Annotated in this window: 15 protein-coding genes; 6 read left to right on the top strand and 9 right to left on the bottom strand. The window is 72.8% G+C overall.

The window, feature by feature from the left end; all coding sequences use genetic code 11:
* Positions 1–82 precede the first annotated feature (82 nt).
* Together WME97_RS13480 and WME97_RS13475 are read left to right on the top strand one after the other, a co-directional pair.
* Complete coding sequence (locus tag WME97_RS13480; RefSeq protein ID WP_437552303.1) at positions 83–2,920, top strand: protein kinase domain-containing protein; 2,838 nt, start codon at positions 83–85, stop codon at positions 2,918–2,920.
* Positions 2,921–2,930: 10 nt separating this feature from the next.
* A complete protein-coding gene (locus tag WME97_RS13475) occupies positions 2,931–4,010 on the top strand; it encodes a hypothetical protein (protein ID WP_437299506.1) in 1,080 nt (359 codons plus the stop codon).
* A 72-nt stretch (positions 4,011–4,082) separates the two neighbouring features.
* On the opposite strand, the gene WME97_RS13470 is transcribed toward WME97_RS13475, so the two are convergent.
* Entirely contained in the window at positions 4,083–4,898 is an 816-nt protein-coding gene (locus WME97_RS13470) for a uracil phosphoribosyltransferase (RefSeq protein WP_437552302.1), read from the bottom strand.
* A gap of 147 nt (positions 4,899–5,045) precedes the next feature.
* On the opposite strand from WME97_RS13470, the gene WME97_RS13465 reads away from it, so the two are divergent.
* Positions 5,046–5,630, top strand: coding sequence for an SMI1/KNR4 family protein (locus WME97_RS13465; RefSeq protein WP_437552301.1), 585 nt, complete (start codon positions 5,046–5,048; stop codon positions 5,628–5,630).
* A 57-nt stretch (positions 5,631–5,687) separates the two neighbouring features.
* Positions 5,688–7,625: a protein kinase domain-containing protein gene (locus WME97_RS13460; protein ID WP_437552300.1), complete on the top strand. Its 1,938-nt coding sequence runs from the start codon at positions 5,688–5,690 to the stop codon at positions 7,623–7,625.
* A 140-nt stretch (positions 7,626–7,765) separates the two neighbouring features.
* On the opposite strand, the gene WME97_RS13455 is transcribed toward WME97_RS13460, so the two are convergent.
* Positions 7,766–8,758, bottom strand: a complete 993-nt coding sequence (locus WME97_RS13455) for a hypothetical protein (protein ID WP_437552299.1) — start codon at positions 8,756–8,758, stop codon at positions 7,766–7,768.
* Between the two features lie 182 nt (positions 8,759–8,940).
* On the opposite strand from WME97_RS13455, the gene hisD reads away from it, so the two are divergent.
* A complete protein-coding gene (gene hisD / locus WME97_RS13450; RefSeq protein ID WP_437552298.1) occupies positions 8,941–10,323 on the top strand; it encodes a histidinol dehydrogenase in 1,383 nt (460 codons plus the stop codon).
* A gap of 154 nt (positions 10,324–10,477) precedes the next feature.
* Here the strand turns inward: hisD and WME97_RS13445 are convergent, their stop codons facing one another.
* The gene (locus tag WME97_RS13445) at positions 10,478–11,407 is read right to left on the bottom strand and encodes a DUF4388 domain-containing protein (protein ID WP_272103306.1); all 930 of its coding nucleotides are present in this window, start codon (positions 11,405–11,407) and stop codon (positions 10,478–10,480) included.
* 362 nt (positions 11,408–11,769) lie between these two features.
* On the opposite strand from WME97_RS13445, the gene WME97_RS13440 reads away from it, so the two are divergent.
* Positions 11,770–12,852 carry an L-erythro-3,5-diaminohexanoate dehydrogenase gene (locus WME97_RS13440; RefSeq protein ID WP_437552297.1) on the top strand — a complete coding sequence of 361 codons (1,083 nt, stop codon included), beginning with the start codon at positions 11,770–11,772 and terminating at the stop codon, positions 12,850–12,852.
* 71 nt (positions 12,853–12,923) lie between these two features.
* On the opposite strand, the gene WME97_RS13435 is transcribed toward WME97_RS13440, so the two are convergent.
* The 6 genes from WME97_RS13435 to WME97_RS13410 form a co-directional block, all read right to left on the bottom strand.
* The gene (locus tag WME97_RS13435) at positions 12,924–15,140 is read right to left on the bottom strand and encodes an ATP-binding protein (RefSeq protein ID WP_437552296.1); all 2,217 of its coding nucleotides are present in this window, start codon (positions 15,138–15,140) and stop codon (positions 12,924–12,926) included.
* A gap of 96 nt (positions 15,141–15,236) precedes the next feature.
* A complete protein-coding gene (locus WME97_RS13430) occupies positions 15,237–15,611 on the bottom strand; it encodes a hypothetical protein (RefSeq protein ID WP_437552295.1) in 375 nt (124 codons plus the stop codon).
* Between the two features lie 4 nt (positions 15,612–15,615).
* A complete protein-coding gene (locus tag WME97_RS13425; protein WP_437552294.1) occupies positions 15,616–19,305 on the bottom strand; it encodes a sigma 54-interacting transcriptional regulator in 3,690 nt (1,229 codons plus the stop codon).
* A gap of 96 nt (positions 19,306–19,401) precedes the next feature.
* On the bottom strand, positions 19,402–20,280 hold the full coding sequence (locus WME97_RS13420) for a DUF2520 domain-containing protein (protein ID WP_437552293.1): 879 nt from the start codon (positions 20,278–20,280) through the stop codon (positions 19,402–19,404).
* Positions 20,277–20,939, bottom strand: coding sequence for a nicotinate (nicotinamide) nucleotide adenylyltransferase (gene nadD / locus WME97_RS13415; RefSeq protein ID WP_437552292.1), 663 nt, complete (start codon positions 20,937–20,939; stop codon positions 20,277–20,279). Before nadD ends, WME97_RS13420 begins: the two co-directional genes overlap by 4 nt.
* Positions 20,923–21,540, bottom strand: coding sequence for a hypothetical protein (locus WME97_RS13410; protein WP_437552291.1), 618 nt, complete (start codon positions 21,538–21,540; stop codon positions 20,923–20,925). The genes nadD and WME97_RS13410 overlap by 17 nt, the downstream gene beginning before the upstream one ends.
* Positions 21,541–21,562: the final 22 nt, after the last annotated feature.

The raw sequence follows: 21,562 nt of genomic DNA, 5'->3' as shown, positions 1-21,562 counted from the left end.
CCGCCCCCTCCAGACGGCGCCCCCGCGGGCCGAGGGAGACCTCGACTCCAATCGTTATCCCGAACGTGGTAAGGTCCCGCGCGTGTCCACAGTGGTCTGCCCGCAATGCGCGAATCCGTGCGAGCAGGCGCACAAATTCTGCCCGGTGTGCGGCTTCCCGATCTCGGAGTTCAACCGGACCTCCGACGATCCGCTGATCGGGACGACGCTCCCGGGCAACTACGTGATCCTGGAGCTCGTCGGGGTGGGCGGCATGGGCCGCGTGTACAGGGCCGAGCAGAAGGCCCTGGGGCGCACCGTGGCCGTCAAGATCATCCATCCCCACCTGCTCGGCGACGAGAGCGCGTCGGTCCGGTTCATCACCGAGGCGCGCGCCGCGAGCCGCCTCAACCACCCGAACTCGGTCGGGGTCATCGACTTCGGTAAGAACGGCGGGCAGCTCTACCTCGTCATGGAGTTCCTGCGCGGGCGCGACCTCGCCCGCGTCGTCTACGAGGACGGCCCGCTCCCGTTCCGCCGCATCGTCGACATCCTCTGCCAGGTGCTCGCGGCGCTCGCCGAGGCGCACCACCTCGGCATCATCCACCGCGATCTCAAGCCCGAGAACATCGTGCTCGAGCCGATGCGCTCGGGCGGCGACTTCGTGAAGGTCGTCGACTTCGGCCTCGCGAAGCTGAAGGGGGAGGTCGCGACCACGAACATCACGAGCCCGGGCATCGTCTGCGGGACCCCGGACTACATGGCCCCGGAGCAGGGGCGCGGCGATCCGATCGACGCGCGGAGCGACCTCTACGCGTGCGGCGTCATCCTGTTCCAGCTGCTGACCGGCCGGCTCCCGTTCGAGGCGGAATCGCCGACGCAGGTGGTGCTGATGCACCTCTCCTTGCCGCCGCCCGATCCCGCCCTGCTCGCGCCGGAGCGCGAGATCCCCGAGCCGCTCGTCGAGGTCACGCTCCGGGCGCTCGAGAAGGACGCCGCGCGGCGCTACCAGTCGGCGGACGAGTTCGCGGCGGCGCTGCGCGCGGCGCTCGGGACGTTCGACACCCCCTCGGGGCGCTTCTCGTTCGCCGACGCGACGGTCATCTGCGGCTCGTGCCGGGCCATCGTGCCGCGCGGCCAGAAGTTCTGCGGCGAGTGCGGCGCCAGGATCGCGCAGGCGCACTCGCCCGCCCCTGCGCCGCGCGCGGCGCCCCAGGCCGCCCGGCGCGATCGCGCCCCCTCGGCCCCCACGCTCCCGCTCCCGTTCGCGGCGCGCGAGGACGACCTCGCGTGGCTCGACACCTGCCTCGCCGACGTCGAGGGCTCGGTCGTCGCCGCGCGCATCGTCGGCGAGCAAGGCGTCGGCAAGACCCGGCTCCTCCGCGAGTTCCTCGACGTCGCCGCGAGCCGGGGCGACATCGTCATCCAGACCGGCCCGGACCCGTGGGGCGCGGAGGTCGGCTACTACGCGCTCCGCTGGGCGATCGCCGGGCTCGCCGAGCTCCCGCCCGACGGCGGCAACGCGTCGAACTGGAGCGGCGCGACGCCGGAGGCGCGGCGCGGGCTGCTCGAGATCTTCGGCAAGGGCGAGCGCGGGAGCGACGTGCGCAGGCACGCCTGGAACAAGCCGACGGCGGGGGGCCTCTCGCCCGACGATCGCCGCTTCATCGCCGCGGAGGCCCTGCGCTGGGCGCTCTCTCGCGCGCAGCAGACCGCCTTCCCGCACCGGGTCCTGCTCGCGATCGACGACCTGCACGCCGTCGACGGCGCGAGCCGGAACGCGTTCGCCGACGTGATCGCGGAGCCGCCGCTCGCGGCGCTGCTCATCGTCGCCAGCCACACGCCGGGCTTCGAGCCCGAGTGGGGCGGCGCCGTGCGCGCGCTCGGCGGCCTCCCGAAGGACATCGCGCTCTCGCTCCTCCGCAGCAGCGTGGGCCTGGACCACCGCGCCGCCCGCAAGACGCCGCCGAGCATGGGCGGCCTGCGGCTGTCGCCGCGGCGCGACCCGTCGGACGGCGCGGCCGATCAAACCCCGCTGGCCCTGCCGCCGAGCGCGGCGAGCCCGGCCGTCCTCGGCGGCGAGGCCGCCACGGTGCCGCCGCTCTACATCGACCAGCTGGTCCGCTACACGCTCGAGGGGGGCAGCGATCCGCCCGCGCGGATGGCCGACCTCGTCGCCGCGCGGATCGAGCGGCTGCCGCAGGACGCGCGCCGCACGCTGCAGGCGCTCGCCGTCATCGGCGACGCGGCGGACCGGGCCACGCTGCAGCGCCTGCTGCCGGACATCCGCGCCTTCGACGACCTGCTCGGCAAGCTCGCGGCGGCGGGCATGATCGAGGAGCACTCGAGCGGCATCCGCACGGCGCACCCGCTGCTCCGCGACGTGACGCTCGCGACGATCCCGGCCGGCGTCCGGCGCGATCTGCACGCCAAGGCGACGTTCGACAGCGCGGGCGACCCGCTCGCGCTGCCGCTCGAGGTGCAGGCGATCCACGCCTACCACGCGCAGAACGCGTTCGTCGCGCTGATGCTCCTCGAGCAGGCGGCGGACCGCTCCGCCGCGCGCGGGGACAGCGCCGGCAGCGTGCTCGCGCTGCGCCGCGGCCTCGATCTGGCGCGGCGGGAGATCTTCCGTGGCGAGCTCGACGATCCGGTGCGCGCCGTCCTGATCTTCAGCCGGAAGCTCGGCGAGGCGCTCGCGCGCGCCGGTGATCTGACCGACGCCGACGGCGTGCTGCGCGAGGCGCTCGACCTCGCCGGCCCAGGCGGGCCTGATCGCGCGCTCGTCCTTGGCGCGCTCGCGCACGTGGCGCACCAGCGCGAGCGCACGGGCGAGGCGTCGATGTACCTCCGCGAGGCGATGGACCTCGCCCGGCAGGGCGCCGACAGCGACGTGGTGCAGTCGCTCGACAAGATGCGGCGCGAGTGGATGGCGCGCTGAGCGAGAGACGGTGAACGACGAGGAACGATCGCGAGGGCCCGGATCGCCGGCGAACGCAGCGGCATCGCCGCCGCGCGCGCCGTTCATCGCGCGGTGGGACCTCGACAAGACCTACCTCCGGACCGACTTCGACACGCTGCGCGACCTCGTGCGGACCGCGATCGAGCGGCCGGATCAGAAGCGCACCGTGCCGGGCGCGGGGTCGCTCCTGCGCGAGCTCGGCCGCGCGGGCGTCGAGACCCACATCCTCTCGGGCAGCCCGGAGCAGCTCCGCTCCCGCATCGAGCAGAAGCTGCGGCTCGACGGCGCGCGCTGGGCGTCGCTCACGCTGAAGCCCAACCTGCAGAACATCCTCCGGCTGCGCTTCCGCGCGCTGCGCGGGCAGCTCGGCTACAAGCTGCCCGCGCTGCTCCAGCGGCGCTGCGAGCTCGCGGATCAGCGCGACCCGAGCGGCGCGCTGATCCGCGAGGTGCTGCTCGGGGACGACGCGGAGGCCGACGCGTTCGTCTACTCGCTGTACGCGGACGTCTGCGAAGGCCGGGTCACCCCGCTGGAGCTCGGCGAGGTGATGCGGCTCGGGCACGCGTACGACGACACCATCGTCGATGCGATCCGGTTCGCGAGCTATGTCGAGAAGGGCCCCGTCGTCGAGCGCATCCTGATCCACCTCGACCGCCAGTCCTCGCCCTCGGATTTCCGGATCTTCGGCGACCGGGTCGTCCCCTTCTACAACTACCTTCAGGCGGCGTTCGTCCTCCACGAGGACGGCCGGATCGCGGCGCACGCGGTGCTCCGCGTCGCGCAGTCGCTGGTCGTCGCCCACAACTTCGACAGCGTCGCGCTCGCGCGGAGCTACGTCGATCTGTCGCGCCGCGGGCACGTCTCCGGCAAGGGCATCGCGTCCCTCGCGGCCGCCTACGGCGAGCTCGCGCAGCGCAGGGCCGCGGGCGCGAGCGATCTCGGCGCAATGGTCGCGGAGCTCACGCGGCTCTGCAGCGATCTGCGCCCCGCCGTGAGCCGGCCGCACGCGGACATCGACTACCGCGCGCTCGCCGCCGGCCACAACCGCCGCTCGAAGCGCGGCCGCTGACACCGGGCGTGCGCGGTGGCCGCGCCGGCCCCGGCGTCGGCGCGGGGCGCCGCCGCGGGGAGGCCCTCGCGCTCACAGCCAGGCGTTGTTGAGGATCTCGCCGACGCCGCCGGCGCCCGGGACGATGTACTGGATGCTGTTCAGGCCGCGCTCCTCGTCCCAGTGCGTGCCCGGCTCGGTCTTGAGGACGCGCGCCGGCGAGAGCCCGCGATCGAGCCGGAGCGCGTAGATGATCGCGTCCGGGTGGGCCTCGGTGACGCGGCGGATGTACTCGGGCGTGACGATGAGGTGCATGGCGATGCACTTGGCCGGCCGCCCCTCGAGCGCGGTCTTGTAGTACGTCATGGCGCTGACCATGGACGAGCCGGTGGCGCCCATCGGGTCGGGGAAGAGCACGTGGCGCCCGTCGACGTCGCGGCCGATCTTGGCGTCGTGCCAGGTCGCGCCGACGACCTCGCCCTGCTCGTTCGTCTGCCGGCTCATGAACAGGTGATCCTGCCGGACCAGCGCGGGGTCGAGGACCTCATTCAAGAGCTCGTAGACCACCTGGGAGGGCATCGTCCCGGCGCGCGCGATGCCCACGGTGACGGCCTTGGTCGCGCGCGACAGCGCGGCGCCGCGATACACGGCCTCCGGGTGGGAGGAGATCATCCGGGTCGGGATATCGACGCGCGCGCGCCCCAGCTCGGCGGCGAGGACGGCGCGCGCCAGGTTCTGGTAGAGAACGCCGACGAGACGCCCGACGTCGGGCTGGACCGTCTCCGGGGAGCAGGCTCGAGCCAGCAGAGTCCATGCGAGCGGGTCATCGAGCAGGTGCACGCCCGGACCGTACCGGTGGGCGATTTCGGGGGGCCGGAATCGACTCTCAGCGTACGCAACGTCGACCATCGTTTTTCTGTTACACTACCTGGCCCGGCGCGGGGTATTCCTCCGGGTGCGCGCCGGTGCTCTCCCCGGGAGCGGAGTGGTTTCGAAGCGATGAGGGCGCCCGCCCAGCGGGCTGTCCCGGTGGACTTGCAAAGGAAGGGATGTTCGGTGGATAGCGACCTTGCCGAGTCGGTTGCGGCGCTCAAGGATGCCTTTGTCCGAAGAGGCATCCCTGCGAGGTTCGGAAAGGCGGCTCCAGCGGCGGTGGAAGAGCTGCGCAAGACGCTGCGGGTGCCCGCGAGGTACCGCGCTTTCCTGCAGGAGGCCGACCCGCTCGACGTCGAGACGGTGACCCCGGTCGAGCGTGTACGCCTCATCCCCTCCGAGAAGCTCGCGGCCGAGCAGCTAGCGAACGGCGGCGACAGCTCCCTCCCGGGCTGGCGCAAGAGCTGGATCCTCATCGCTCGCAGCGCCCTGCTGGGAGATCCCTATTTCCTCGACATCTCGAAGCTCGACGCCGAGGGGGACTGCCCCGTGTTCACCTGTATGACGGGGACCGAGTCGCTCAAGCCGGAGCTCTGTGCGTCGAGCTTCCAGCAGTTCCTGCGCATCCTCGCTACCTCGATGGAGGTCGCGTCCGGCTTCGGAGAGAGCGGCCTCGACGACGACGATGAGGCCATCTTCCGCGAGGCGCTCGCGCCGAAGATCAAGACCATCGACTCCGCGGCGCTCCGCGCGGGCCACTGGACCTGACGTAGCCTCCACGGCGCGCTGCTCACCGGGCGCGCCGCGGATCGAGCTGACCGCGCCATGGCCAGGTGCCTCGTATGCAACGCCGAGAACCCGGGCTCCGCCCGGTTCTGTGTGGCGTGCGGCGCGTCGCTGACCGCGAACGAGGCGGGCGTCGGCGCGGCGGCCTCGGCGCCTCCTGCGCCCGGCCCGCGGACGACCGTCCCTGGGCAGCCGCTGCTGGGCGCGCTGGTGCCCGAGGATCCGGCGCACAGGGCCAGCCTCTCGGCCCTCGCGGCCGGCGGCGCGAACGGGCCCGCGGCGAACGTCCACGCGCCTCACGTCGTCCCCGCGCCGCTGGCGGGCTCGCTGCCGCGGCGCGCGCCGGGCGGCCACCTGCCGGCGGGGACGCTCGTCGATCAGAAGTACGTGGTCGAGCGGGTGCTCGGCGAGGGCGGCATGGGCGTCGTCTATCTCGCTCGGGACGTCCACACCGGCCTGCACGTGGTGCTGAAGGCGGTGCGCCAGGAGCTCGGGCACCGGCCGGACGTGCGCGCGAGGACGCTCGCCGAGGGCCGCGCGCTCGCGCAGATCGATCATCCGAACGTCGTCCACCTGAAGGCGGTGGTGGCGGAGCGAGACGACCTCTGGCTCGTCATGCAGTACATCGACGGCGAGAGCCTGGAGCAGACGCTCGCCAGGTACGCCGAGGAGCGCCGGCGGATGCCCCTGCCCGAGGCGCTCTCGATCTTCGGCCAGATCGCCTCCGGCATCGCGGCCGCGCACCGCGAGGGGGTGATCCACCGCGATCTCAAGCCGGCGAACGTGCTCATCCGCGGCAAGGACGGCGTCGCGAAGGTCACCGACTTCGGCATCGCCAAGGCCGAAGCGGACGCGCTCGCGGGGCGCGGGCTGACCAAGGGGATCATCGGCTCGCTCTATTACATGTCGCCGGAGCAGGTCCTCGGGCGCCGCGACCTCGACAAGCGGGTGGACATCTACGCGCTGGGCGTCGTGCTCTACGAGATGCTGGTGGGGCAGGTGCCGTTCGACGCCGAGAGCGACATCGAGATCATGCGGCAGCACGCGGAGGTGCCGCTCCCCCTGGTCAGCGCCGTGCGTCACGACGTCCCTCCGGCGCTCGACGCCTTCCTCCAGAAGGCGTGCGCCAAGGAGCGGGCGGATCGCTTTGCCAGTTGCGAGGAGCTGCTCGCCGCGCTCGACGCGATCGCCCACCCGGCGCCGGCCGCGGCCGCCGCGCCGCTCGGCGCGTCGAGCCGCCCGCCGCCGCCCGCGGCCACGACGGTCGACGAGGTCCGCGAGGGGCTGCGGTCGCCGTCGGGCGCGCCGCTGGCGAGCGGGCCTCGGGGGCCACAGCGCGCGCGCGGCTCGTGGCTCGCGATCGGCGCCGGGGCCCTCGTGATGTTCGGCGGGGCCGCCGCGCTGCTCGGGCTGGGCGTGCTCGACAGGCCGCGCGATGGTCGCCGGCGGGCCGTCTCGTCGAGGGAGCAGCGCCCGGCGGCCAGCGCGAGCAGCACCACCCCGGCGGCGAGCGCGGAGCAGCCGCAGCCGTCGCCGCTCGCCGGCCTCACCGGGCTGTGGGTCGGCAACGGGCGCGAGCTCGAGGCCGTCCTTGCCGGCGAGTCGCTCGAGTTCCGGGTCCGCCGCCCGGAGCAGTTCGCGCCGCAGGACTATGCCGAGGGCGAGGCCCGCTTCTCGCTGCGCGAGATCCCCGGCGAGACCGGGGTGTTCGCCGTCGAGGACCGGCTCCGCTTCATCGCCCCCGAGTCGCGCAAGTTCGATCCGGCCCGCTCCAGGGGCACCTGCCAGGACGTCCGCAGCGCGGTGGAGGGCCACCCCCTGCGCGCGAGCTTCGACGGGGCCCGCCTGAGCGTCGAGTTCGCGAAGATCGAGCCCTCGACGAGCAACTTCGTGGTGGAGCGCGGCAAGGTCGTCAGCTGCGTCGGCCTCAGCGCCCTCCCCGCCACGCGCGTCGTCAGCACGCTGTCGAGGATGTGACGGGCTAGACCGCTCCAGAGCGGCGGTCACCCGCACAGGAGACGGGCTCAGCTCGGCGTTTTCGGCGCGGAAGCGCACTCAGGTGCGCTGAGCACCGAAAACGTCGAGATGGGCCCGTATCCGAGGCGGGTGGCCGCCGCTCACAAGCCGCCGACTGCGGGCACCGGCTGCGGCTTTCCGGCATGGATCACCGCGCAGCGGACGGTCGTCGACGAGGTCGGCGCGCTCGCCCGCCCGCCACCCAGGACGAGCGTGCCGAAGATGTTGCGCGCCGCCGCATCGACCTCCGCGGCGCCGCGCGGCGGCACCGGGTTCCCGCTCGCGTCGAACACCGTTACCGCCTGCACGACGCCGCGGGCGATCTCGCCCTCCGGGAAGGACATCATCACCGTGGCGCGGACGTAGGCCGAGGAGCCCTCGACGATCCCGAAGCTGTACGGCTTCTTCGCGAAAGCGCCGCAGAAGCCGCTCGTACCCATGCCACCGTCGGGCCCGTAGTTCGCCGATGCCCACTGCCCGACGTTGACCGTGAGCCCGCTCTCACCCGAGCCCTGCGCGTACTGGACGCACTGGGCGAGCGCTGGATCCCACATCGCGCCCGTTGGGCAGCGCCCTACCTTCACGCACGCCTGGCCGGTCCAGACCTCGTCGCGCGCGCAGGTCTGCGAGAGGGGCACGCACGCGGCGGTCGGACCGTCGACGACGAGCTCCTGGCCGGGCGGGCATCCGAGCTTCTGCCCGGCGCCGACCGCGACGCCGATGTTGGTCGCCACCTGCTCGCGCGACACGCAGTAACCCGTGCTCTGGTCGATCTCGTCGCCGGGCCGGCAGCGATCGGGAGCGCACCCGCCGGCCTCGTAGTGGCGACCCACGCCGCAATAGGCGTTCGCCGCCTGGGGCGTGAGGCACTGGCCCGCGACCGAGAGGTAGCCCTTCAGGCATCGGCAGCGGTTCTGCTTCGTGTCGAAGCCGGCGCCGTCGCTGCACGACGAGATCGAGCAGCGGCAGCTGCTGCCCTGGCAGATCTTGAGGAAGCAGGAGTTCTCCGGGCAACCGACGAGCACGGCAGGCGCCAGCGCGAGGAGCACGACCGAGAGCGCGGTGGAGGCGAGACCAAACGAGCCGGACCGCATCGGGCGACCCTACTCGATCCGCTCAGGCCGGGGAACTCGGGGAGCGACGCGCGGCAGCCGCCGCGATGCGCTGACGCGGCCGCGGCGCGCGCCGCGCGGCCGACGTACCGGCGGCCGGGGTGGTGTGGTACGGGGTGTCGCCGTCGACGCGGAGATTCCACCGCGCCGGTCCATATCAAGCCATGCTGCCCATCTACATCGAAGGTTCGCCTCAGTTCGAGTCCACCCTGTCAGCCCTGCGCACCCGCGGCACGGGCGACCTCGCGAACGTCACGCCGGCCGTGACCGAGATCATCGACAACGTCCGGCGTGGGGGGACGTCCGCCGTGCTCGGCTACATCGAGAAGTTCGAGCGGAGGACGTCGAAGGCGCTCGTCCGCCACGCAGGCCCCGAGGCGGAGGGCGGCTTCGGCGGAGCCGAGGCGCTCGCGAGGCTCTCGCCGGAGGTCCGCGCCGCGCTCGAGACCGCGGCAGCGAGGATCGCGCGTTACCATGAGCGGCAGCGCGACGCGGGCGATCTCGGCCCGGCGAACGTGACGGCGAACGGGCCCGCGCTGCAGGCCGGCTTCAGCTACGAGGAGGAGGGCGTCCTGCTGGGCATGCGCGTGCGCCCGCTGCGCCGGGTCGGCGTCTACGCGCCGGGCGGCAAGGCCCGCTACCCCTCCAGCGTGCTCATGTCGGCCATCCCCGCGCGCATCGCCGGCGTGCGGGAGATCGTCCTCGCGAGCCCGTCGGCCGACGACGCCACGCTCGCCGCGGCGCACCTCTCCGGCGTGACGACCCTGCTCGACGCGGGCGGCGCGCAGGCGATCGCGGCCATGGCCTACGGGCTCCCGGAGCTCACGCCGGTCGACAAGATCGTGGGGCCCGGCAACGCCTACGTCGCCTGCGCGAAGAAGCTGGTCTTCGGGGATGTGTCGATCGACGGCATCACCGGGCCGAGCGAGATCCTCGCGCTCGCCGACGAATCCGCGGATCCCCGGCTCGTCGCCGCCGATCTCCTCTCGCAGGCCGAGCATGACGAGGCGTCCTACGCCCTGCTCGCGACGACCTCCGCGAAGCTGGCGGAGGCGGTCGCGCGCGAGCTCGACGCGGCGCTCCCCGAGCTCACGCGTCGCACGATCGTGCAGGCGTCGCTCTCGACGCACGCGGCGGCGCTGGTCGTCGGCTCGCGCGCCCGCCTCGCCGAGATCGCCGATCAGCTCGCGGTCGAGCACGTGGCCTTCCACGTCGCCGACGCCGAGGGGTTGTTCTCGGAGATCGGCACGCTCGGCGCCGCGCTGCTCGGCGACCTCACCCCGGTCGCCGCGGGCGACTACCTCGCGGGGCCGTCCCACGTCCTCCCGACCGGCGGCTCAGCCCGCTTCGGCGCGCCGCTCGGGGTCTACGACTTCGTGACGCGCGCGAGCCTCATCCGGTACTCGGGCGCGGCGCTCCGGACGCAAGGCCCGATCATCGAGAAGCTGGCCCTGGCCGAGGGCCTGCAGGCGCACGCCCGCGCCGTGTCGCTCCGCCTCGCGAGCAAGGCGATCGACCCCGCGAAGCGCGGCACGTCGCAGTCCTGACGCCGCGCTGCCGCCCTGCGCGCCGTGCCCTCGGGAGCGCGGCGCGCGACGACGCGCTCCCCTGACTATCGATCTCGGTTCAACCGAGCGCCGCGCGCGCCGCCGCGATCGGCCGCCTTGCGCGGCCTCGCGGCGCCGTGCGCTCCCGGCAGGCTCACTCGGCGCGGAGGTAGCCCGCGTTGATCATCTTCAACACGGACTGCGCGGTCTCCAGATCCGTCGCGGGGCTCTTGTTGAGGACCATCGCGAGGTGCCCGTGGTTGTAGACGACCTGGAGGACGTCGAGATCGACGGGCGAGAGATCGCGGAGCTGCGGCTTGAGCGGCTGGGGGATGACCAGGCGCGCCGACAGGTCCGGGAGCTGGTGGCGGATGTTGTTCAGCTCGTCGATCTGCCGGAGCCCCTCCATGAGGAGTTCCTGCACCGTCGCGCTGATCTCGCCGGTCATGACCCGCTCCTCGGCCGCCTCGAGGTCGAACGTCCCGCCGGCCCAGGTGAGGATCCGGTAGACACTCTTCAGCGGCGGGACGTCGGTCAGATCGTTGATGGTCGCAAAGGTCACGATGCCCTTGCGCAGGTAGATCTTGCCGACGTCGTCGTCGGAGCGGACCACGAGGACGCCGCTCTTCTTCGATGTGCCGAAGAGCTGCAGCAGATCCGGGAGCGGGATCTCGTCGATCGACCCGGACATCGACCGGGTCTGACCGCTCCTCAGCGATGGTTCGTCCATCCGTTTCCGCGCCGGCGGCGCGCCCGGGTCGGTGGAGACGACCTTGAGGATGCTGGTGCCGATGAGCACCCGATCGCCCTCCTTCAGGGTCGTCTTCTTGATCTTCTCGCCGTTGACGAACGTTCCGTTCGTCGAGCCGAGATCCTCGATCACAATCGACTGTTCGGTGCAGGCAATCCGGGCATGGCGCCGGGAGACCATGTCCTCGACGAGGACCATGTCGAGGTCGCTGGAGCGACCCACGACGATCTCCTGCTGCTCCCCGAGGGGGAATTCGCCGCCTTGGTACTTCCCGGAGATGAAGCGCAACGCTAGTTGCCGCGTTGCCGACACCTTGGGAGCGTGGTTATCCATCGCAGGGAGTAAAAACCTTCGTGCGCTTACGAGAGCGCCAGCAGGGGGCAAAGCTTAGTTTCACCGAGCAAAGGTGGTCAAGAGATCCGGTCCGTTCTTTCAAATGAGTCGGCTCGTCCGATCCTGACGCAACGCGCCGGCCCCCCTCCCTCGGCCGCCACAGGAGCGCGCCGCGGGGGTAGGAGCCAACGTACCCGGCGCACGCGAGTGTATCCAATTTGAGGGAAAGAGGGCGATTGGCTCCGTCGAAACGGTCGGCACCGCCATTTTCCGGGGCCACCGGGCCCCGGGCGGTGCGCCGGGCCGCCTCAGCGAGGAATCCTGCGGTCGTTCGGCTCATTGCCCTTGCTTTCGAGCCCGGCATGTTGAACGGCCTCGGCGTGAGCTCCGAAGCGACGCGACCCACCCTCTCCGCAGGCGATCCGCTGGGCACGCACCGCGTGCTCGATCCACCGGGGGCCATGCCGCAGCCGGCGGAGCGGCTGGACGCCGACGCCTCGCGCCACTTCGAGACCGAGATCGTCGTCGATGTGCAGACGCTGAACATCGACGCCGCGAGCTTCCGCCAGATGGAGGAGGCCTCCGGCGGCAGCCCGGACGGCGTGGCCCAGCTCGTCCTCGAGACGGTGGCGCGCCGGGGCAAGCAGCACAACCCGGTCACCGGCTCGGGCGGCATGCTGCTCGGCGTCGTGCGTCGGGTCGGCTCGCTCGCCGAGCACCGCGGCGTCGCCGTCGGTGATCGCATCGCGACGCTCGCGTCGCTCTCGCTCACGCCGCTCTCGCTCCGCCGGATCATCACCGTGCGGCCCGCGTCCGCGCAGATCGACGTCGAGGGCGCCGCGATCCTCTTCGGGTCGGCGCCGCTCGCCCGGATGCCGACCGACATGCCGGAGCGGCTCGCCCTCGCGCTGCTCGACGTCGCCGGCGCCGCGCCTCAGGTGGCGCGCCTCGCCGGCCCGCGCGACACCGTCGTGGTGCTCGGCGCGGGCGGGAAATCGGGCCTCCTGTGCGCGGCCGAGGCGCGGCGCTGCGTCGGCCGCGCCGGGCGCGTCATCGGGATCGAGGCGTCGCCGGGGCTCGCCGCCGATCTGCGCTCGCTCGCGATCTGCGACCACGTCGCGATCCTCGACGCGCGCGACCCCCTCGCCGTGCGCGACGCCGTGCTGCCGTTCACCGGCGACGCGGGCGCCGATCTCACGCTCTCGTGCGTGAACGTCCCGGGCGTGGAGCTCAGCGCCATCGTCGCCACGCGCGATCGCGGCAAGACGTACTTCTTCGCGATGAGCACGAGCTTCACCGCCGCCGCCCTGGGGGCCGAGGGGATCGGCAAGGACGTGGACCTCTACATCGGCAACGGCTACGCCCACGGACACGCCGAGCACACGCTCGCGCTCGTGCGCGAGCATCCCGCGCTCGAGCGGCTCATGACCTCGCGCTACGGCTGAGCGCCCTGCTCGACGCGACGCGCGCAGCGCGCACGCGCCCAGACGCCGCGGCGCTTTCGGGGTCACCCGCTTCAGCCGGGCCGCTCCTGAGGGGCCGGCTCGGCGGGCGCCAGCGCCGCGGGCGACGGCTGCGGCGCGCTCAGCTTGTCGACGGCGGCGGGGAGGATCACGGCGAAGGTGCTCCCCTTCCCCTCGTACGACCGGACCTCGATGCGACCGCCGGCGCTCTGCGCGATGCGCTGGCTGATGGACAGGCCGAGCCCGGTCCCCTTGTCCTTCGTCGTGAAGAACGGCAGGAAGATGTTGGCGAGCACCTTCTGGGAGATCCCGGGGCCGTTGTCGGTGACGTTGAGCTCGACGAACGGCTCGTCCGAGCCCGAGCCGGGCCGCGTGCCGCGGCCGAAGCGGACGCGCGTCGAGATCACCACCTTGCCCCGGCCCTTCATGGCCTGAACGGCGTTTCGGAACAGGTTCATCAGCACCTGCCGCAGCTGTTCTGGATCGATGGCGACGCGGGGGAGGTCGGGATCGAGCGTGACCTCGACCTCGAGCTGGTCGTTCCTGCGCTCGATCGAGAGCACCTGCAGGGTGCGGCGCACGATCGCGTTCACGTCGGTCGGGACGGCCGAGCCCTGCGCCGGCCGCGCGAGATCGAGCACCGAGCCCACGACGCGATCGAGCCGATCGACCTCCTCGAGGATGATCCCGAGGAACTCGCGCGACGCCGGGTCGATCTGCGCTTCCGGCACGGGATCGGCGAGCAGCTGCGCCGCCCCCTTGATCGCGCCGAGCGGGTTCCTGATCTCGTGCGCGAGCCCGGCCGCCATCTGGCCGAGGAGCGCGAGCCGGTCGCGCTCCTTCATCTGCGCGTAGAGCCGCGAGTTCTCCAGGACGACGCCGATCTGCGCGGCGAGCGTCTCGAGCAGGGTCAGCTCCTCGGGCGAGAACGCGTCGCGCACGCGCGTGTCCGCCACCACCAGGAGCCCGATCGGCTCGCCCTGCTCATCGCGCGCGCACAGCACCACGCCCGAGCAGAGGCTGCCGAGCACCTCGGCCGCCGCGAGCACCGCGTCCTCGGGGACCTGGGGCCGAACCTCCGTCCGCCGCGCGAAGTTGCCGTCGTCGTCCGCGTCGCTCTGGCTGCGTCGCGCCCGCCGCTCGCGCGCCTCCCGCTCCAGCTCCTCCATCGCGAGCGGCCCCCGGTCGAGGCGATCGAGCAGCGCCCTCGCGGTCGCCACCTCGATCCGCTCGGGGACCCGCGGCCCGAGCGAGGCCAGCCGGTCGAAGCCCGTCCCGTCCTGATCGCGCAGGTAGAGCGCCGCCGCCGTGACCCGGCGCGACTGCTCGAGCGCGCTCATCACGATCGAGCCCATCTCGTCCACCTCGAGCGTGTGCACGAGGCGCCGCCGGGCCTCCGCGAGCGAGCGGTCGAGATCGAACCGCTCCCGCAAGAAGAGGCGCTGGAGCTGCTCCTCGACGCGCTCCCGCAGCGGGTCGAACAGCACCAGGATGACGATCGCGGCGAGCACCGCGTTCAGGTACATCGTGTTGAAGCCGCCGATGAACGTGAGCAGGAGATAGAAGATCAGCGCGATCAGGAACGCGACCGCCGTGGCGACGAGCAGGCGCGCGAGCATCTCGTAGGCGTCGAGCAGGCGCTCGTGACGGAGCGCCTGGGCGAGGACGAACAGGAACACGATCGAGAGCGCCGCGCCCACGGGCGGCGGCTCCGCGCCGAGGAACCAGGCGAAGTCGGCGACGCTGGCGAGCCCGGCGAGCGCGCCGATCACCACGAGGAACCGCACGCGGCGCTGCGTCGCGCGCGAGGAGCTCTGCTTGCCGCGCTGGCCGAGCGTGTACAGCCCCGCGGTGAGCAGCGCGAAGACGTAGAGGAAAATGCAGCCGCGCGTGAGCCAGTCGAGCCACGAGCCCGGCTCCCGGCTCACCAGCACGAGGACGAACAGCGGGATGACGAGCACCCCCGCGAACCGGAGCAGCCGCGAGCGCCGATCCGGGTCATGGGGGATCATCGCCTCGAAGAGCTGCAGCGCGAACTGCGGGAGCAGCACGGCGAGGATCGCCGTGAAGCGCTCCCAGATCGAGGCCTGGAAGAAGCCGAAGAGCGACTGCGAGAGGTACCAGAGCCCGACGTCGGCGGCGAACGCGGCGAAGAAGAGGTGGACGCGGCGGACGCGACCTCGCAGCAGCGTCGACGCCGCGATGGCGAGGGCGAGGGCCCCGCAGACCAGGGTCGTCCGTGTGCGGAGATCGATCCCGAGCGGCGCCACGCGCGAAGGCTACCGCGGCGAGCCGCGCGGCGACCGCAAAACGCGCCGGAGAGCGGGCCCGGGCGCGGATGCGCTCAGGCCGCCCGGGCGCGCGGCTCAGCGCGTCCCGTCGCTCTCGGAGGGAGTGGCGTCGCGTCTGTCCGCGCTGCTGGGGCTCCACGGGAGCGGGTCCGGGTTGCAGCGCTCCTGGGATCGCACCTCGATCGTCGTGGGCGCGCCGTCACCGCTGGACGGCGGCGCGACGTCGCGCGGCGGGAGCGACGCAGGCGTGACGAAGTCGGAGACGGGTACGACGACATCGCCGTCGGCGCCCTCGCTCGATCCGGACGCTTCTTCGGAGATCATCGGGTCGAGATCGCTCCACGCTTCGACGCTCTGCTCCTCGTGCTCAGGGGACGCGATCGCGCAGCCCGCCAGCAGCAGAGGCGCCGCGAAGCCCCCCGAGAGCCAACTCCTCCAGCAACCTCGCATCACTTCAATCCTCCGAAGTCCCGCCAAAGCCATACTGTTTGACAAGCTGGGAAAGCCGCGGGCGCTTCATGCCCAGGAGCACGGCGGCGCGTGTGATGTTCCCACGACTTTCGTCGAGCGCCCTGGCAATGCACTCGCGCTCGATCTCGCGCTTCATGTCGCTGAGGCTGACCCCTCCGCGGACATGAGCGTACGCGAGCTCCAGCGGCGTGCGATCCACGGGCATCGACGGGGGATGTGCCATCAGCGTCGCCTGATCGGGCGCCGACGCGCGTGGCCCGCTGGACGGCTCTCTGGGCGCGTCTCTGGACGACTCTCTCGACGATTCCTTCAACGATTCTAAGGCAGGGTGCATGCCAGCCCTCGGCGTCATCGGAGCGCTCACCAGCTCCGCGGCGTCGAGCTCCCGCAGCCCTTCGACGTTCGTCGTGAAATCCTCGAGATCGATCACCTCGCCGTCCGCGAAGATCGCAGCGGCGCGCAGGGCGTTCTCGAGCTCGCGCACGTTCCCCGGCCAGGAGTGCCGCGACAGCGCCTCGATGGCCCGGCTGGACAGGCGCTTCGGCGCCACGCCACGCTCGCCGCCGATCCTCTCCAGGATCGCGGCCGCGATCGCGGGCAGATCCCGCGGCCGATGGCGCAGCGCGGGGACCTCCAGGACGACCTGCCGGAGCCGGTAATAGAGATCTTCCCGGAACTCGCCCCGGGCAACCATCGCACGCAGGTCGCGGTGGGTCGCGCAGAGGATCCGTACGTTCGCGCGCAGCGGCGTGACACCCCCGACCCGCTCGAAGGTCTTGTCCTGCAGGACGCGGAGCAGCGCGACCTGCGTGCGCGGCGAGATGTCCCCGATCTCGTCGAGGAAGAGCGTTCCCCCCTCGGCGAGCTCGAAGCGCCCGCGACGGCGCGACGCCGCGCCGGTGAACGACCCCTTCTCGTGGCCGAACAGCTCCGAGAGCAGCAGCGTCTCGACCAGGGCGGCGCAGTTGACCTTGATCAGCGGGCCCGCGCGCCGCGCGCTCACCTCGTGGATCGCCTCGGCGACGAGCTCCTTTCCGGTGCCGCTCTCGCCGTGGATCAACACGGTCGCGTCGCTCGCGCCGACCTTCTCGATCTGGTGGATGAGGCTGAGCAGCGCCGGCGTCGTCCCGACCATCCGCTTGATCGCGGGGCCGGCGCTCGCCGGCCTCGGGGCGCGAGCCGCCCCCCTGGCGCACCCGGCGCACGCGCTGGAGCCGCAGAGCTCGCAGCCCCTCGGCTCCGCCTCGGCGGCGCTGCGCGCGCACGCCTCCAGCCGGGCGAGCTCGGCGAAGCTCCGGCGCGCGAGGAACTTGCGCGAGATCTCGGGCGGGAGCGACTCGGCGATGCGATCGCGGAGGTCGATCGCCGCCTCCAGGTGCGAGCGCCCCGCCGAGGGCTCATCCTCGGAGGCGCGCGACGCGCGGTCCCCGGCGGACGACGCGTGGTGCAGGAGCACGTGCGCCTCCAGGGCGCACTCGTGGCTGTGGGCCCGGCGCGACAGCGCGAGCGCCTCCGCGGCGATCTTCCCGAACGGCGCGCCGGCGGCGCGGGAGCACATCGCCTCGAGGAGGGCGATCTCGGCGCGGTGCCGGTCGGAGGTCGCTTCGGCGCGCGCCCGCTGGATCATCTGGCCGGCCTGCAGGAGGTCGCCGTCGTGCAGCGCGATGCGCGCGGCGATCGCGTAGCACTCGCCGAGCTTCGAGCCGGCGCCACAGGCGAAGGCGGCCGTGAGCTCGGACCAGGCGTCCACCGTGCGGCGGCACTCGAGGTGGATCTGCGCCGCGACGTAGGCGACGTGCGTGATCCGAACGCCAGGGATGACGTGGCCGCAGGCCTTCCGCGCGAACGCGAGCGCCTGCTCGGCCTCCTCGATCAGCCCGAGCTGCAGCCGGATCTCGGCGAGGTTCGTGATGAGGTTCACGAGCGCGACCTTGTCGCCGATCCTCCGGAAGATCTCGATCGCGCGCTCGAAGAGGCGCAAGGCCTCCGGGTACTCGTGCTTCAGGTGGGCGATGACCGCGAGGTTCGTGAGCGCATAGCCGGTCGCCGCGCGCTCGCCGCGCCGCTCGCCCTCCTCGAGCACGCCGGCCAGCATCGTGCGCGCCTCGTCGAGGCGGCCGCTGGAGAGCAGCGCGATGGCGCGGTTCAGCCGGGCGCGCAGCTCGCTCACGTGCTCGCCCGCGCACGCCGCCTCCCACGCGTCGGCCGCGAAGTGCAGCTCCGCCTCGGCCCAGGCCTGCTGCGCGAGCAGCAGCTTGCCGAGGATGTTGCGCGCCTGGAGGCGCGTCGCGATCTCCCCCGCGCCGGCGAGCCCTTCCTCGGCGCGCGCCTTGGCCGCCGCGAGGTCGCCCGTCTTGCAGCAGAGCTCCGCCATCTCCACGGCGCCGCGCGCCCGCTCCTCGGGCGTGGCGGCGAGCGAGAGCGCCCGCGAGAGCACCATCGCGGCGGTCGTGAGGTCGCCGCGCGCGCTCGTCGCGCGGCCGCGCACGAGCAGCGCGGCGAACGTCTCCCGCTCGCGCTGGGCCGCGGAGGAGAAGTCGATGGCGAACTCGATGTCGCCGAGCCGGAGCGCGAGCTCCGCCGCGCGGAGCAGCCGCTCGCCCGACGCGGCGCTCCCGCCGGAGAGCGCCCGCATCGTCCGGGCCCAGCGCTGCCAGAAATCGGCGCGCGCCGACGGCTCGCCGACCGAGGAGATCGCGAGCATCGCCGCGGCCTCGGCGCGGTCGTCCTGGCCCAGCGAGGCGAGGAGCTCGCTCGCGCGCGAGAGGCTCCACGGGTCGGACGACTGCTCCTCGAGCGCCTCCGCGATCGCGAACACATCCTCGCGGTCGACGTTGGCCGGGTCGACGACCGCGCGCCGCGCGGCGACCCACCCTCGATCGTCGACCTCGATCAGGCCGAGGGCGGCGAGCTCCTGGGCGACCCCCTGGCACGCCGCGTCCCCCGGCCCGGGCTCCGCGCGTCGCGCCGCGAGCTGGCGGAGCTGCGCGCACGGCCAGGGCCGCTGGCTCAGCGCGAGCCGGTCGAGCAGGCGCGCGGCCTCGCGGCTCGGCGGCTGCCGCGCGGGGCGCTGCTCGGGCGGCGCGGCCAGCACGGCGGAGCACCAGCCCTCCAGCGCGTCGAGCCGCTCGATCTTCGCGACGACCCGGCGCTCCGCGTCCACCGCGAATGCCTCCCAGAAGCGGTGCAGATCGTCCGGCGACGCGATGCCGTCGATCGTGAGCGCGCTCGTCCAGGGCCGCATCGCGCCGTCGCTGCACACGATGACCAGCGCGGAGCACGACCCCTCCGCGATGAGGCGCGTGACCTCCTCCAGCACCAGGCTCCCCCAGCTGGTCGCCTCTCCCTCGGCGACCAGCAGGATCGCGCCTTGCGCGGCGGCGCTGATGCCCTGCGCGGCCGCGGCCGGATCGGCAGAGGTAACAGCGCAGCGAAGCGCGAGATCGCGCCAGGGATCCCGATCCGCGGCGTGCGCGGCCGAGATCAGCGAGCGTCCCGCAACTCGAGCGCGGCGCGCGAGGTGGGAACAAACGGCGTCCAGGACCGGCCGCTGTCCATGGACGTGGAGCACACCACGTGACGCGGCATCACGGACGCGCTCATCGAGCGCCCGGAACCCCCCGGAGTCGCTCGTGATGACAGAAGGAACGCGGGCTGCGGCAACGGATCCCAAGGCAACAAAAGCGTACCTCTCCGCCGGACCTCGCATCAATGGATCCCGCCGTTGAATATAATGAGGCGCCTACCTCACCATAAGAAAATTACAGTATTATTGCCGTGTTCCGTCCAGGACCCGCTGGATGGCGTCGAACGCATCCGCAGGCGCTTCGCCCAGGGCGCGGGCCAGCGGGAGCTGCGTCGCCGCGGCGGCGACGTAGAACGGTACGAGGTGCGGCGCGAGCCGACAGAGCGTCTCGAGGTGCCGCGCGACGCCGACCGCGTCGCCGCGGCGCACCGGCCCCGTCAGCGCGTCGGGCACGCCGAGGACCTCGACGTTGTCCGCGACCGTGCGGAGCAGCGGGCCGAGCATCTCGGCCGCCGTCCTCCGATCGATGCCCGCGCGCTCGAGCAGATCGACACCGGCGGCGGCGAGCGCGGCAGCGCCGTTGGCGACCAGGCCCGCCGCCGCGTGGTAGGCGACGCGGTCGAGACCGGAGAACGTGCGCGGCGTCATGCCGAGGCACACCCCGAGCGAGCGAGCGGCGCGCACGGCGGTCGGATCGCCGTCGATGTGGAGCTGGCCACGCTCGAGGAAGGGCGCGAACGAGGGCGAGGCGAACGAGATCATCGGGTGCATCTGCGCGACCGAGACGCGGCCGCCTCGCGCCGCCGCGAGCGCCTCCGGGCCGAGCGCGCCGGCGCAGTGCACCACCGCGACGTCCCTGTGGCCGACGAGCCCGCGGTCGCGCAGCGCCTCGGCGCACGGCGCGATATCCCGATCACGCACGGCGAGGATCACGAAGTTCGCCTCGATGCGCTCCGACGGCAGGCCGTCCCGCGCCGGCCGGAGGGTCACCCGTAGCCCCGCGTCGCGGATCGCGCGCGCGAGCCCGCGGCCCACCTTGCCGCCGCCATAGATGAACACCTCCAGGAGGGCGTTGTCCTCCGGGTGCACCGGCGACGGGCGCGTGCTGTCCATCTCGCTCATGGGCCGCTCCCGTAAAGGCGGTGCGCGAGCACGTAGTCGAGCACGGCTCGCGGCACGCGCTGGTGGACGGCCTCGTGATCGCCCGCCGCGAGCGCCCGGCGGATGTCGCTGCTCGAGATCCGAGGGAGCTCCACGTCCGCGGGGCGCAGGTGAGGACGATCATCGGCCGGCCCCGCGTCGAGGCGCTCCGCGGCGGGCGCGACGACGCCGGAGCGGCCGAGGACGATCGGCGGGGCGAGCTGCTCGATGCGGTCGAAGCGGTGCCACCTCGGTAGATCGGAGAGCACGTCGGCGCCCACGAGCAGGCGCATCGCCCAGTCCGGGTGCGCCGCGGCGAGGTGCTCCAGCGTGCGCAGCGTGAGGCTCTCGCCGCCGAGATCGCGCTCGACGGGCGACACCGACACGCCCGGGAGCCACCCGAGCGCGAGGTGGCACATCGCCAGACGATGCTCGAACGGCACGAGCTCCTTCGAGAAGGGGTGGCGGTAGACAGGGACGACGAGCACCTCGTCGATCGGCGCGATGGAGATCGCGTAGGTGGCCGCGAGGACATGCGCGACGTGGGGCGGGTTGAAGCTGCCCCCGAAGATGGCGACGCGGCGCGCCTCGGGCGCGCGCGCAGCCGGGGCGCGGGCGGGCGCATCAACCGTGCGAGCCACCTTGAACCCTCAGCCTGGGGCTAGCGGCGGACGGGCCCACGATCTCGCGCGCCGTCACCGCGCCGCTCGCGTTCATCACCTCGATCCGCACGCCGCCCTGCCCGTCGTCGAGGAGCGCCGTGCCGCCGTCGGAGCCGATCGGCCCCGGAGAGAAGAACGTCCGCGAGCCGACCTTCTTGATGAGCGGCTCCGGGCTCTTGCCGAAGACGAGGAGCGACGCCGCCACGATGTCCTCCTCGTCGAGCGCGGCCTTGTCGAACACGAAGAGCGCGACGCGCCCGTCCAGGATCTCGATGGTGCGCCGGCCGGACGGCAGGCTCATCAGCACCCGGAGGCGCAGCCGAGCGCGCTCGGACGCCACGAAGGCGTCGATCTGGTCCGGGGTCGCGGCCGCGCACCGAGCGGCCCGATCGAACAGCGCGCCCTCGGTGGGGTCCGCGCCGACCAGGCGCTGCGCCCAGCCCACGACGACCCGGTCGAGCGCGTCGTCCTCGGCGACGTAGATGACCCGCTCGGCGTGGCCTTCGTCGAGCAGGTGCTGCGCGCCGCGAGCGAGCGCGGGCAGATCACCCTGAGCAGGGCCGAGGACGCCGAGGCGCATCGGACACAGCATAGATCACCGC

It is taken from the genome of Sorangium sp. So ce367, from assembly GCF_051520455.1.
Taxonomy (GTDB): domain Bacteria; phylum Myxococcota_A; class Polyangia; order Polyangiales; family Polyangiaceae; genus Sorangium; species Sorangium cellulosum_B.
Note: the sequence above shows the minus strand (reverse complement) of the source record. Positions and strands in the feature narration are given on the sequence as shown.

Excerpts from the sequence above, each read along its gene's own strand:
- WME97_RS13470 (WP_437552302.1), bottom strand. The coding sequence starts at position 4,898 with ATGGTCGACGTTGCGTACGCTGAGAGTCGATTCCGGCCCCCCGAAATC.
- WME97_RS13455 (WP_437552299.1), bottom strand. The coding sequence starts at position 8,758 with ATGCGGTCCGGCTCGTTTGGTCTCGCCTCCACCGCGCTCTCGGTCGTG.
- hisD (WP_437552298.1), top strand. The coding sequence starts at position 8,941 with ATGCTGCCCATCTACATCGAAGGTTCGCCTCAGTTCGAGTCCACCCTG.
- WME97_RS13420 (WP_437552293.1), bottom strand. The coding sequence starts at position 20,280 with ATGAGCGAGATGGACAGCACGCGCCCGTCGCCGGTGCACCCGGAGGAC.
- WME97_RS13430 (WP_437552295.1), bottom strand. The coding sequence starts at position 15,611 with ATGCGAGGTTGCTGGAGGAGTTGGCTCTCGGGGGGCTTCGCGGCGCCT.
- WME97_RS13460 (WP_437552300.1), top strand. The coding sequence starts at position 5,688 with ATGGCCAGGTGCCTCGTATGCAACGCCGAGAACCCGGGCTCCGCCCGG.
- WME97_RS13445 (WP_272103306.1), bottom strand. The coding sequence starts at position 11,407 with ATGGATAACCACGCTCCCAAGGTGTCGGCAACGCGGCAACTAGCGTTG.
- WME97_RS13410 (WP_437552291.1), bottom strand. The coding sequence starts at position 21,540 with ATGCGCCTCGGCGTCCTCGGCCCTGCTCAGGGTGATCTGCCCGCGCTC.
- WME97_RS13440 (WP_437552297.1), top strand. The coding sequence starts at position 11,770 with ATGTTGAACGGCCTCGGCGTGAGCTCCGAAGCGACGCGACCCACCCTC.